This is a genomic window from Amycolatopsis sp. WAC 01375, from assembly GCF_003947325.1.
GTDB lineage: Bacteria > Actinomycetota > Actinomycetes > Mycobacteriales > Pseudonocardiaceae > Amycolatopsis.
On the sequence record NZ_QHHW01000025.1, the window covers coordinates 17,002 to 29,605 of the forward strand.

General features: G+C 70.2%; 12 protein-coding genes. 8 read left to right on the forward strand and 4 right to left on the reverse strand.

Features of this window, described 5'->3' with window-relative positions:
- Positions 1–40: 40 nt before the first annotated feature.
- Positions 41–751 (forward strand): hypothetical protein, encoded by a 711-nt coding sequence (locus tag DL991_RS14260; protein ID WP_125784786.1) that lies wholly within the window; start codon positions 41–43, stop codon positions 749–751.
- Between the two features lie 3 nt (positions 752–754).
- Here DL991_RS14260 and DL991_RS14265 read toward each other — a convergent pair whose 3' ends face one another.
- Positions 755–1,888 (reverse strand): hypothetical protein, encoded by a 1,134-nt coding sequence (locus DL991_RS14265; protein WP_125784787.1) that lies wholly within the window; start codon positions 1,886–1,888, stop codon positions 755–757.
- 121 nt (positions 1,889–2,009) lie between these two features.
- On the opposite strand from DL991_RS14265, the gene DL991_RS14270 reads away from it, so the two are divergent.
- Entirely contained in the window at positions 2,010–2,777 is a 768-nt protein-coding gene (locus tag DL991_RS14270) for an SDR family oxidoreductase (RefSeq protein ID WP_125784788.1), read from the forward strand.
- A gap of 21 nt (positions 2,778–2,798) precedes the next feature.
- Here DL991_RS14270 and DL991_RS14275 read toward each other — a convergent pair whose 3' ends face one another.
- Positions 2,799–3,386 carry a dihydrofolate reductase family protein gene (locus DL991_RS14275; RefSeq protein ID WP_125784789.1) on the reverse strand — a complete coding sequence of 196 codons (588 nt, stop codon included), beginning with the start codon at positions 3,384–3,386 and terminating at the stop codon, positions 2,799–2,801.
- A 138-nt stretch (positions 3,387–3,524) separates the two neighbouring features.
- Here DL991_RS14275 and DL991_RS14280 point away from each other — a divergent pair, with 138 nt between their 5' ends.
- The 5 genes from DL991_RS14280 to DL991_RS14300 all read left to right on the forward strand — a co-directional run bounded on the left by DL991_RS14280 (position 3,525) and on the right by DL991_RS14300 (position 8,620).
- A complete protein-coding gene (locus tag DL991_RS14280) occupies positions 3,525–4,283 on the forward strand; it encodes an ABC transporter ATP-binding protein (RefSeq protein ID WP_125784790.1) in 759 nt (252 codons plus the stop codon).
- The gene (locus DL991_RS14285) at positions 4,283–6,817 is read left to right on the forward strand and encodes an FtsX-like permease family protein (protein WP_125784791.1); all 2,535 of its coding nucleotides are present in this window, start codon (positions 4,283–4,285) and stop codon (positions 6,815–6,817) included. Before DL991_RS14280 ends, DL991_RS14285 begins: the two co-directional genes overlap by 1 nt.
- A 58-nt stretch (positions 6,818–6,875) precedes the next feature.
- Positions 6,876–7,439 carry an orotate phosphoribosyltransferase gene (pyrE, locus tag DL991_RS14290; protein ID WP_125784792.1) on the forward strand — a complete coding sequence of 188 codons (564 nt, stop codon included), beginning with the start codon at positions 6,876–6,878 and terminating at the stop codon, positions 7,437–7,439.
- 117 nt (positions 7,440–7,556) lie between these two features.
- Positions 7,557–7,949: a DUF2784 domain-containing protein gene (locus DL991_RS14295; protein ID WP_125784793.1), complete on the forward strand. Its 393-nt coding sequence runs from the start codon at positions 7,557–7,559 to the stop codon at positions 7,947–7,949.
- A 20-nt stretch (positions 7,950–7,969) separates the two neighbouring features.
- Positions 7,970–8,620, forward strand: coding sequence for a TrmH family RNA methyltransferase (locus DL991_RS14300; protein WP_370306354.1), 651 nt, complete (start codon positions 7,970–7,972; stop codon positions 8,618–8,620).
- A 93-nt stretch (positions 8,621–8,713) separates the two neighbouring features.
- Here DL991_RS14300 and DL991_RS14305 read toward each other — a convergent pair whose 3' ends face one another.
- Positions 8,714–10,849, reverse strand: a complete 2,136-nt coding sequence (locus DL991_RS14305; protein ID WP_125784795.1) for a molybdopterin-dependent oxidoreductase — start codon at positions 10,847–10,849, stop codon at positions 8,714–8,716.
- Between the two features lie 73 nt (positions 10,850–10,922).
- On the opposite strand from DL991_RS14305, the gene DL991_RS14310 reads away from it, so the two are divergent.
- A complete protein-coding gene (locus DL991_RS14310) occupies positions 10,923–11,939 on the forward strand; it encodes a glycoside hydrolase family 76 protein (protein ID WP_125784796.1) in 1,017 nt (338 codons plus the stop codon).
- Between the two features lie 67 nt (positions 11,940–12,006).
- On the opposite strand, the gene DL991_RS14315 is transcribed toward DL991_RS14310, so the two are convergent.
- Positions 12,007–12,540: a GNAT family N-acetyltransferase gene (locus tag DL991_RS14315; RefSeq protein ID WP_125784797.1), complete on the reverse strand. Its 534-nt coding sequence runs from the start codon at positions 12,538–12,540 to the stop codon at positions 12,007–12,009.
- Positions 12,541–12,604: the final 64 nt, after the last annotated feature.

Consider the following 12,604-nt stretch of genomic DNA (forward strand, 5'->3'; position numbering starts at 1 on the left):
CGATCACATCCGGTGAGGGCAGGGGGATACCCTGACCGGCGTGGGTATTCCGGCGTGGATCTGGTTCGTCATCGCCGCCGTCGCCTTGGTGGCGGGGCTGGCGCTGCTCGCGGCCGACCGGGCGAAGGAGGGCTCGCGCAATCGCGAGCGAATGCGCTGGGCCGAGCTGCGCGGCTGGCAGTTCGTCGAAGAGGACGAGCGGCTGCCGCGGCAGTGGTCCAACGGCGCGATCGGGTACTTCGGCGCGCAGCTGGCGGTCAACGTCGTGGCCGGGTCCACCTTCACCTCCGACGGGCGGCGCCCGGTCTTCATCTTCGACATCGAGACCGAGGGCCAGATCCCGGCGGTCGTGGTCGCCGTCCGGTGCAACCGTGTGCACGAGGTGCCGCTGGAGATGTGGCTGTCCAGTGTGCCGTTCCAGCGCCAGGACATGCCCGAGATGCTCGGCCCGATCGGCCAGCGCTACGCCTTCGCCGACGACTCCGAGGGCGCCCGCAAGGTGATCACGCAGGACCTCGTCGACGCGGCCGATTCACTCGGTGGCGACGTCGGCGTGGCGTGGCTGGAGAACGAGTGGGTGCTCGCGAGCGTCGCCCCCAACGCCGGGCCGTCGAGGCTCGAGCGGCTGCTGCGCGACCTCGGCGAGATCGCCGACATCGTCGACCCGTTCGACGAGGAGTACGACAACGCCTCGACCCCGGGCCGCCACTGGCAGGCCGAGGCCGCCGACGACATCGAGCCGCAGAGCTAGGCGCTAGGCCCGCTCGAGTTCCAACGGGAGCGCTCCGGCTGTCGCGCCGGTGTGCCACGACTGACCGAGCACGGTCAGATCGAGCGTCCCGGACTGCGTCACCCGTCCCGCCTGTGCGGGATCGGTGGTCGGCAGAACTCCGCGCAAGGTCGTCGTCGTGGTGCCGCGGGCGGACGCCACGTCGCCGATTCCGAGGTCTCCGCTGATCCGGTGCGAACCGGCCCCGGTGATGCCGGCGCCATGCTGTGCCAGTTCCAGGTCCTCTCCGGTGGTCACCAGCCCGGACGACGGGCCGATGGTGCCGCCGAGAGCGTGTTCCTGGCCGAAGCCGGTGCCGGAGCCGACGTCCAGCGGCAGGAGACCCTTGAACCGGCCGTTGCCGTGCTGCGCCGACGTCGTCCCGACGGCGGCGAGTTCGCCGACGTCGACGGCGTGCCCGGAAGACCGGCCCGCCTCCAGCACGCCGCCGAGGTCACCGGAGAAACCGCCGTCGAGCCGCATGGCCCGGTCGAGGCCGCCGCCGACGTGCTGTTCCGTCTCGTTGATCACGCCGACCCCGGGCAGCGGGCGGACGGCGTGATAGGTCCCCTCGGCCGCGCGGAGACCGCGGCTGTCCTCGGAAACAAGGGTGGGGACGCCGGTGCGCGGGTCGATCGTGGCCTCGGTCAGCCGGGTGCCGGTCCGCTCGAGTTCTGTCTCGTTCCCGGCGACGACACTGCCGTGGCGGTCGAGCTTCACCGCTTCCCGCTGGCCTTGCTTGGCGGCTTCGGCGGTCTTCGCTGCGGCGAGCACGCCGACCTTGTCCGGACTGGCCGTGACACCGTCGCGGGTCTCGACGGTCTCGCTCACCGACCGGCGGACGTCCGCGATGGTTTTGACGTCGCCGACGTCCTTGCTGAAGACGTTCCGTTCGGTGTTGGTCAGGAAACCGCGGAAGACGGATGTGTCGCCTTCGCTGGTGAAGCCGACACCGCGATCGAGGGTGCCTTCGCGCTGGTGATCGAGTGGAAGCGGGATCGACGGATCGGTCTGGGCGGCGAGTGCGCCGGCCGGACCGGCGAACAACAAGGCCAGCGGCGCCGCGCCGGCCGCGACTTTGGGCAGGTAGCCCGGCTTGCGCCTGCTGTGCTTCCCCATGGGGCCGGACGATACTTCCCGACTTGAGCGGTTGCACGTCAAATCCCCACGGTGGGTGACCCCCACACTCGCCCCTTCAGACACTCTCCGCCGAACCCGACCGAGGAGTAGGTTCGGCGACATGACACCGACCGCACTGATCACCGGCGCCACCGCCGGCATCGGCGCGCAGTTCGCGCGCAGGCTCGCCGCCGAGGCGTACGACCTCGTGCTCGTCGCCCGCGACGTCGACCGGCTGGAGAGCTTCGCCGCGGAACTGGTCGATGCGCACGGCGTCGACGTCGTCGTCCTGCCCGCCGATCTGTCCGAAGTGGACGGACGTGCGCTTGTCGAGACACGGCTGGCCGAAGAGCCGGTGGACCTACTGGTGAACAACGCGGGCTTCGGGCTCAACGGCGATTTCTGGACCATCCCGCCGGACGCGCTGCAACGTCAGCTCGACGTCAATGTCACCGCCGTCCTGCGGCTCACCCGCGCGGCGCTGCCGGGGATGATCGACCGCGGCGAAGGCGCGATCATCAACGTCAGCTCGGTCGCGGGCTTCTTCAGCGGCCGCGGTTCCACGTACACGGCCAGCAAGAACTGGGTCACCTCGTTCACCGAGGGCATCGCGGCCTCGCTGCCGAAGAACATCCGCATGATGGCGCTCTGCCCCGGGTTCACCGTCACCGAGTTCCACCAGCGAGCGGGCCTGGACAAGCCAGGGCCCAAAGCGTTCTGGCTCCGTGTCGAGCAGGTCGTGGACGAGGCACTCGCGGATCTGCGCCGCGGCAAGGTGATCTCGGTGCCGAGCCTGCAGTACAAGGCGATCGTCGCGGTCGGCGGACTGCTGCCGCGCGCGGTGCTGCGGAAGCTCGGCGGCGGTTTCGGGGGCAAGGGCCGCACCTGAGGCGCGGCCCTTGCCGCCGGATCAACGCGTGTAAGTGACGAAGGCCGCGCCGCTGTCGAGCAGCTTGTGCCCGGTGAGCTTCCAGACGCGTGGGTCGAAGGCGGCGTTGCGGGAGAAGAGCGGGATCCCCGTGCCGATCGTCAGCGTTGCCATCTTCAGCACGAGCTGGTCGATCTCCGGGTAGAGCGCGCCCGCCAGTTCGGCGCCGCCGATGAGCCAGATGTCCTTGCCGTCTTCCTGCTTGAGCTCCCGCACCTTGCCGATGGGGTCGTCGGCGACCAGTTCCACGGCGGGGGCCGGGCTCTCGGCGAGCGTCCGGGAGAAGACCAGGTGACGAAGGTGGGGGAAGGCGTCGGGGACGCCCGCCTTCAGCCCGATTTCGTAGCTGCGCCGTCCTTCGAGCACGGTGTCGAAGTGCGTGCCCTCCGCCGTGACGTTCATCGCCGCGCGGGCGGGGCCGGGCAGCGTCTCCGGGTACTCCGCGATCAGGTACTCCAGGTAGTCCGCCGGAATCGGCCAGAACCCGTCGGGTCCGGTGGGGTCGGCGCCGTCGGGGCCCGCGATGAAACCGTCGAGAGTGGTGGCGACGTAGTACACGAGCTTCCGCATGCAGAAAGATCCTTTCGTGATTTCACCCGAGTATGCCTGTGCGGCCTTTGCCGTCCGGGTTCGGTAGGGCCCGCCCTACCAAGGAGACGCACGTTCGCACCAGGGTGTGTCCGGCCGGGAATTCCTAGGGTTTTCCCCATGAACACTGGGTGGAACGGTGACGCGGTCCGGCTCGACGGCGTCCGCAAGGAATACGGCAAGGGCGTCGTCGCCCTGGACGGGGTGACGCTGGCGTTCCCGCGCGGCGGTTTCACCGCGGTGATGGGCCCCTCGGGCTCGGGCAAGAGCACCTTCCTGCACTGCGCGGCCGGGCTGGACCGGCCGACGTCGGGGTCCGTCGTACTCGACGGGCAGGAACTGGCCGGGATGAACGAGGCGAAGCTGACGAAGCTGCGCCGCGACCGGGTCGGGTTCATCTTCCAGGCCTTCAACCTGCTTCCGGCGCTGACGGTCGAGCAGAACGTCACGCTCCCGCAGCAGCTCGCCGGCGCCAAGCCGGACCGCCGGGTCGTCGAGGAGATGCTGACCCGGGTCGGGCTTTCCGGCCGCCGCAAGCACTTTCCCGGCGAACTGTCCGGCGGGCAGGCGCAGCGCGTCGCGATCGCGCGGGCGCTGGTCACCCGGCCCGCAGTGGTCTTCGCCGACGAGCCGACCGGCGCGCTCGACACCCGCACCGCCGCCGAGGTCCTCGCGCTGCTGCGCGATTCGGTCCGGACGACCGGCCAGACGGTGATCATGGTGACCCACGATCCGATGGCCGCCTCCTACGCCGACCGCGTCATCTTCCTCGCCGACGGCCGGATCGCGGACGAACTGCACGCGCCGACGGCGGACGTCGTCGCCGAACGCATGATCCACCTGGGTGCCTGGGGCAGCCAGGTCAAGGCGGGTGCGTGATGCTGCGACTCGCCTTCCGGACCCTGCGCCTGCGCAAGGGCGGATTCATCGGCACCTTCATCGCCGTCTTCTTCGGCGCGTTGATCGTCGCCTCCTGCGGAGGCCTGATGGAGACCGGGATCCGCGGCAACGCGGAACCCCAGCGCCTCGCCGCCGCGCCGATCGTCGTCACCGGCGGCCAGACCTTCGAGCTGCCCAAGGCGGACCCCGCCTCCCTCGACGCCGATGACAAGCGCAAATTCGAGGACGCGCGGCTCCCCGAGCGTGTCCGGCTCGACGACGGGCTGGTTTCCCGGCTGCGGTCCGTCCCGGGTGTCTCGGACGTCGTCGGTGAAGTGAGCTTCCCGGTCGCGGCGGGTGGCAAGCCCGCACTCGGCCACGCTTGGGACTCCGCCGCGCTGACCCCGTACACGCTGGCCGAGGGGGCCGCGCCCGCCGCGGGTGAGGTCGTCGTCGAGTCGACGTCCGGCTTCAAACCCGGCGACCGGATCGACGTCGCCGCCCACGGCGAAATCGAAGGCTTCCGGGTGTCGGGCGTGGCCGGTGCGCCGCGTTCGATCACGCAGGCCGCCATGTTCTTCTCCGCCGCCGACGCCGCCCGGCTCTCCGGGTACCCCGGCAAGGCCGACGTCATCGGCGTCTTCACCGACCCGGGCGCCGACCTCGAAGCGGTGCAGGCGAAGGTCGCCGAGGTCGCGACCGGGGCGAACGTCCTGAGCGGGATCGACCGCGGTGTCGCGGAGTTTCCCGAGGCCGATTCGAGCGGGGCGAACCTGATCGTCATCGCCGCGGTGTCCGGTGGGCTTTCGGTGATGGTCGCGATGTTCGTCGTCGCCAGCACGCTCAGTCTGTCCACCCAGCAGCGTTCGCGTGAACTGGCGCTGATGCGGGCGATCGGCACGACCCCGCGCCAGCTCCGGCGCATGGTGCTCGGCGAAGCGCTGGCCGTCGGCCTGCTCGCCACCGCGCTCGCCGCCGCCCTCGGCCCGTTCCTCGGCGAGTGGCTGTTCGGGCAGCTCGTCGAAAACGGCGTGGTGCCCGGGGTTCTGCGGTTCTATCAAGGCTGGCTGCCCGCCGTCGTCGGTGCGGGAGCCGCGATGCTCGCGGTCTTCATCGCCGCCTTCTTCGCGGGCCGCCGCGCCGGGAAGATCCGGCCGACCGAGGCGCTCGCCGAGGCCGCGGTGACCCGCCGCTGGCTGACCCCGACGCGGGTCGTGTTCGCCGTCCTCTGCTTCGGCGGCGGCACCGCGCTGGCCATCGTGACCGTCGCGGTGATGACCGGCCCGATCGCGGCCAGCACCGCCGGACCCGCGGTGATCCTCTGGGCGCTCGGCGTCGCGATGATCACCCCCGGCGTCGCCAAGGTGATGACGGCGATCCTGCGGTGGCCGATGCGCCTGTTCGGCGGGATCGCCGGGCACCTCGCCGTGCTCAACACCCGGGCCGGCATCGTCCGGGCGGCCGGCGCGGTCACCCCGATCATGCTCGCCGTCGGGATCGCGACCGCGAACATCTACCTGCAGACCACCCAGCAGGAGCTGGCCAACCAGGCGTTCACCGAAGACGTCCGCGCCGACGCCGTGATCGCTTCCGCGGCGGGCGGGCTGTCCCCGGACCTCGTCCAGCGGATCCAGGCCGTACCCGGGGTCGCCGGAGCGTCCGAGTACGTCACCAGCAGCGTGTTCATCGAGGAGCCGTACGACTCCTCAGACGAGGGCCGTCCGGCGATCGGTCTCACCGCCTCCGGCGCGGCCGCGACCACCGACACCAAGGTGACCCAGGGCGACCTGAAGGCGTTGACCGGGATGACCGTCGCGCTCCCCGAGGTCTTCGCGAAGGACTTCGGCCGCGGTGTCGGCGACAAGCTGAGCCTGCGGCTCGGCGACGGCACCCCGGTCGACGTCAAGGTCGTCGCGGTGACCAGCCAGCGCCCCGGTTTCGAGAGCCTGCTGCTCCCTGCCGGGCTGCTGGCCCCGCACACCACCGCCGGACTCGCCCCGCAGATGCTGGTCCGCGCGGCCCCGGACGTCGATCCGGCAGCGCTCACCGAACGGCTTCGCGAGGCGACGGCCGGGCAGCCGGTGTCCGTCGGCGACCGGGACGCGCTCGTCGCGGCGCACGCCAAGGACCAGGCCGTCGGCGCGTGGGTGAACTACCTGCTGGTCGGGATGATCATCGCCTACACGGTGATTTCGGTGGCCAACACGCTGGTGATGGCGACGGTGCGGCGGCGCCGCGAGTTCGGTCTCCAGCGGCTCACCGGCTCGACCAGGGCGCAGGTGCTGCGGATGGCAGGCTACGAAGGCGGGCTCGTCGCGCTGCTCGGGATCGTGCTCGGCACCGTCGTGGCGGCGGGCTCGATCGTCCCGTTCTGCCTGGTGGCGACCGATTCCCTGCTGCCGATGGGCTCCCCGCTGATCTACCTGTCCATCATCGGGCTCGCCGCGGCGCTCGCGCTGGTGGCGACCCTGGTCCCGGCCTGGCTGGCGACCCGCGGGCAGGCCGTGGACGCCGCGACGTCCGGCAGTGACTGAGCGCACTGCGGGAAACACCCCGGTGGTGCGCCGCGAGCCGTGTGTAAGACTCTCGGCCGTGGCGTACCCCGGTGTTGATCAAGCGGCGAAACTCGAACTGGCGAGACTGGTCGGCGAACTCTCCGTCGTGCACGGCAAGGTGACCTTGTCCTCTGGCAAGGAAGCCGACTACTACATCGATCTCCGGCGGGCGACGCTGCATCACGCGGCCGCCCCGCTCATCGGGAAGCTGCTTCGTCAGCTCACGCACGACTGGGACTACGTCGCCGCCGGCGGCCTGACCCTCGGCGCGGACCCGGTGGCGCTGGCCATGCTGCACTCCGCGGCCACCGACGGCGTCGTGCTCGACGCGTTCGTCGTCCGCAAGGGCGCCAAGGCGCACGGCATGCAGCGCCGGATCGAAGGCGTCGAGGTGCTCGGGCAGCGCGTACTGGCCGTCGAGGACACCTCGACCACCGGCGGCAGCGTGCTCACCGCCGTCGAGGCGCTGCGCGAGGCCGGAGCGAAGGTGGTCGGCGTCGCGACCGTCGTCGACAGGGACACCGGAGCGCGCGAGGCCATCGAGAAGGAAGGCCTCGAATACCGTTACATTCTGAACAAGGACGATCTCGGTCTGTCCTGAGTAAAGCCTCCCGAACGGGGCATCCTCTGTGCGAACGGAGGATGCCCCGTTTTTTCGTGAGCGTTTCTCAATACGAGAGGGGTAACGTCGCAGGTAGGGGTGTGAAGGGGGCTTGAGGTGGCGGGTTTCCTGGCGAACGTGACAGTCGCGGTGCACATTTTCGCGCTGTTGTTCATCGGATTCGGTGGTTTTCTCGCGTGGCGGTGGCCGAAGGTGATCTTCGTGCATGTGTTCTTCGCCGCATGGGGGGTCCTCGTCAACGTCTTCCCGTGGCCTTGCCCGCTGACGGCCGCCGAGAACTACTTCCGGCACCAGCAGGGTCTCGGCGACCTGCCCGGCGGCTTCAACGCCTACTACCTGTACGACACCGTGTTCCCGCGCTCGTCGCTGCCGATCGTCGTCGTGATCGCGATGGCGACGGTGATCATCTCCTACATCGGCGCGTACCAGCGCTGGCGTCACCGCCACCACGACGGGGACGCACCGGCGCACCGCGTCAGCATGGGCTGAGTGACAATCCTCGGGTGAACTTGTCGGAAGAGGCCGGTCCCACCGAATGGGTGGCGAAGGAAGAGGTCGGCGTCGGTCCGTGGGAGGGCGAGTGGCCTTCGGACGAACGCTACGATCCGGAACTCCTCGCGAACGGCGACCGCCGCAACGTCGTCGACCCGTACCGCTACTGGCGGCGCGAGGCCATCGTGTCCGATGTGGACAGCCGTCGGCACCCGTTCCACGTGGCGATCGAGAACTTCCAGCACGACCACAACATCGGCACCGTGGTCCGGACGGCGAACGCGTTCGCCGCGGCCGCGGTGCACATCGTCGGGCGGCGGCGCTGGAACCGGCGCGGCGCCATGGTGACCGACCGCTACCAGCACCTTCTCCACCACGAGGACGTCAACGGGCTGCTGACCTTCGCCGCGACGGAGGGGCTCGCCGTGGTCGCCGTCGACAACACCCCCGGCTCGCAGCCCGTCGAGACCGCCGAGCTGCCGCGTGACTGCGTCCTGCTGTTCGGCCAGGAAGGGCCCGGCTTGTCGGCCGAGGCGCAGAAGACGGCCGCGCTGGTCGTCTCGATCGCGCAGTTCGGCACGACCCGTTCGATCAACGCCGGCGTCGCCGCCGGGATCGTCATGCACGCCTGGATCCGGCAGCACGCCGACCTCACCCAAGCCTGGTGACCCGAACGCCCGCAATTAGTCACCTGCTTGCGGTCGTTCCGCGGGCGATCAAGCGCGAGTCACAGGCCGCAAGTAGGTGACTAATTGCGGGGGCTAGACGGGGGCGACCTCGACCGGGATGCCGTTGAGCACGGCGGTTCCGGACGGGACGTCGAGCAGGGTCTCGTCGGCGACCAGGTTCGAGTTGACCCCGGCGTGCGCGGCCGCGACCCGCGTGCGCGTGCCGTCGACGTCGTGACCCCAGCCGTGCGGCATGCTCACCACGCCAGGCCGGACGTCGGCCGTGACCTCCACCGGGGCTTCCAGCTTCCCCGCCCGCGACGTCACCGACGCGAGCCCGCCGTCGGTCAGCCCGAGCCGGGAGGCGTCGTCCGGGTGAACCTGGACGGTGCACCGGTTCCCGCCGCGGACCAGCGGCGTCAGGTTGTGCATCCACGAGTTGTTCGAGCTCAGGTGCCGCCGTCCGATCAGCAGCAGACCGCCGTCCGGTGCCTTGTCCAGCTCCGCTCGCAGCCGCGGAACGTCCTTCGTGATCGCGTCCGGGGCCAGCTCGACCTTGCCACTGGCGGTGGTGAGCACCTCCGGCAGCCGCGGCTTCAGCGCGCCGAGATCGATGCCGTGCGGGGCGGCTTCGAGGTCCGCCAGCTTCAGCCCGTACGGTCCGCCGCGCAGCATCAGGTCGATCATCCGCGCCGGTCCCGTGCGGCCTTCGGCGAGCGAAAGGTCGACACCGGTGCGCCGCGCCGTTTCGCCCGCGACCATCGTGTCGAAGGCGGCGACGTCGACGTCCGGGCCCTGGCCGGCGGCGATCCCGGCCATCCGCAGCAGGGTCACCCACTCCTGCGGCAGGTCCGTTTCGAGCGGCGGCGGAGTCCAGTTCGCGACGTTGCGCACGGCGAGCGCGTACAGCGCGACGTCGTAATGCGGCCGCTCCAGCGGTGAAGGGCCGGGCAGGATGACGTCGGCGTGCCGCGTGGTCTCGTTGAGGTACACGTCGAGCGAGACCATGAAGTCCAGCTGCCGCAACGCTTCCGTGAGCCGCGCGGAGTTGGGTGTGCTCAGCGCCGGGTTGCCGCTGATGGTCACCAGCGCCCGCACCCGGCCCTCGCCGGGTGTCTCGATCTCGTCCGCGAGCGTGGCCACCGGCAGTTCGCCGAGCACCTCGGGATACCCGCGCACCCGGCTCGTCCAGCGGCCGCTGGTGAACGGAGAGGACCGGCGCGGCCGCCAGAGCGCGGGCAGCGGGAACATCACGCCGCCTTCGCGATCGAGGTTGCCGGTGAGCGTGTTGACGACGTCGACCAGCCAGCTCGCGATGGTGCCGAACGACTGCGTCGTGGTCCCCATCCGGCCGTACACCGCGGCGCGCTCGGCGTCCGCGAGTTCGAGCGCGATGCGGCGGATCTCGGCGGCGTCGATCCCGGTCGCGGGCGCGACCGCCTCCGGGGTGAAGGGCTCCGCGAGCACGCGAACCTCGTCCACGCCGTTGACGTGCTCTCCCGGATCGACCCGGTTCTCCGCGAACAGGACGTTGACCAGCGCGAACAGGAACAACGCGTCGGTACCGGGCCGGATCGCGTGGTGTTCGTCGGCGAGCTGGGCGGTCCGGGTGCGGCGAGGATCGAGGACGACGATCTTGCCGCCGCGCTTCCGGATCCCGCGCAGCCTGCCCCTGGTGTCGGCCGCGGTCATCAGGCTTCCGTTGGACACCAACGGGTTCGCGCCCAGGATGAGCAGGTGCCCGGTGCGGTCGAGGTCGGCGACGGGAATGGTCTGCGGGTCGCCGAAGAGGTAGCCGGAGGAGAAGTGCTTCGGCATCTGGTCGACCGTGGTCGCGGTATAGAAGTTCTTGGTGCCCAAGGCTTTGAAGAACACGCGGCCGTAGAGCACCAGTGCCGCGTTGTGCACCGTCGGGTTGCCGGAGTACACCGCGACGGCGTTCTTGCCGTACTCGTCGATGATCGGCCGGAGCCGCCGGTCGATCTCGGCGAAGGCCTCGTCCCAGGTGACTTCGACGAACTCGCCGTCGCGTTTCACCAGCGGCGCTGTGAGCCTGTCCGGGTCGTGGTGCAGCGCGCCGAGCGAAGCGCCCTTCGGGCAGATGTAGCCCTTCGAGAAGACGTCCTCCTGGTCACCCTGCACGCGGGTGACCAGGCTCTTCTCGTCGATCGTCACCTCCAGCCCGCAGGTGGCTTCGCAGAGCGGGCAGGTCACGTGCGCCGTGGTCATGAAGCACCTCGCGGGTTCGGGAGTACTCCCAACATACTGAGCGGTATGTCGGCGGGCAAGGGATGATGGCGCGATGACTGCTCTCGCCGACCGGGCCGCGGCCGCCGAGCGCGCGATCCGCGACCGGCATCTGCGCGGTGTCTGGGGACTGCCCGGCACCGTGCTCGGCCGCAGCGGCTGGCCGCCCTCGATGGGCCAGCGCGTCCACTGGCACTGGAACTACTGGTGGCAGGCACATCTGCTGGACACCCTCGTCGACGCGCAGCTGCGGGACCCTTCACCGGATCGGCTGAAGCTGATCGACCGGTTCGTGCTGTCCGTGCGGTTGCGCAACTTCGGCAAGTGGATCAATGACTACTACGACGACATCGCCTGGCTCGGCCTCGCGCTGCAACGCGTCGGGCAGCTCGGGCCGGACGTCCGCGGCGGGCTGGAGGCGATCAGCTCACGGCTGCGCGAAGGCTGGACCGACGACGCCGGCGGCGGGATCTGGTGGCGCGTCGGCGACGATTTCAAGAATGCCCCCGCGAACGGCCCGGCCGCGATCTTCCATGCCCGCGAAGGTGCGACGCAGCACGCTCGTGGTTTGACCGACTGGATGACCGAGCGGCTCGTCGACCCGGATTCCGGATTGGTGTGGGACGGCCTGCGGGTCGGCAGCGGCGAACTGGTCAAACATATTTTCACGTACTGCCAAGGGGTTTATCTCGGCGCTTGCCTCGAACTGTCCGAACTGGACAGTGTGGAGCGCACGGTCCGCGCGGTCGCGGAACACGTCGCGCCGAACGGGGTGATCCGAGGGCAGGAAGGCGGCGACGGCGGCCTGTTCGGCGGGATCCTGGCCCGGTACCTGGCGCTCGCGGCGCCGACGCTGCCGAGCGGGATCGCGCGCGACCTGGTCATCCGGTCGGCTGAGGCCTGCTGGTCCGGTGCCGCCGAGACGCCGCACGGGCCGCTCTTCAGCGCCGACTGGGCGACTCCGGCGCCTTCGCTGCCCCTCGCGGGTGATGCCCCGGAACGTGACCTGTCCGTTCAGGTGAGCGCGTGGATGCTCCTCGAAGCCGCAGCGACCCTCGACCCCCGCAATTAGTCACCTACTTGCGACGCGCGCCAGGCGTACAACGCGAGGGGACGACGCAAGTAGGTGACTAATTGCGTCACCAGACGTCGCCCGCACGCCAGTCGCAGGTGATCTCCCCGTCCAGATCGAGGGTGACGCCCACCGGCAGCACGTGGATCGACCCGTCTTCCTCCTTCGTCGGTTCCACGCCCGAAGGCGTCATGGCCGACGAAGTCCCGCGCCACAGCAGCCAGCCGCGCGACGCGTAGAACTCCAGAGCCTCGTGGGACGCCGAGAGCGCCCCGAGGTCGTACGCCTTCCGCAGGACCCGCTCCAGCGCGTCCATCATCGCGGCGCCGTGCCCGCGTCGCCGGTGATCCGACCGGACGGCGACCGCCTCGACGTAACCCGTCCGGAGGGTCCGCCCGTCGTGCACCAGCCGCCGCTGGACCAGTGACGCGTGCCCGACGAGTTCGCCGCTCTCCCACACCAGCGTATGCATGCCGCCGAGGGCGTTCTCCCAGTCGTGGTCGCTGAAATCGCCGTCGAAAGCGTCGTCCAGCAGAGCGCGTGCCGCGGTCAGCACGTCTGCTCCGAGGTCGGCGGTGTGCACGGTCCACAGGTCGGTCATTCCGCCATCATCACCCGGCGGCGGGCTTCTCACCAGCGAGATCCGAAGCACTCTCTACCGCTGA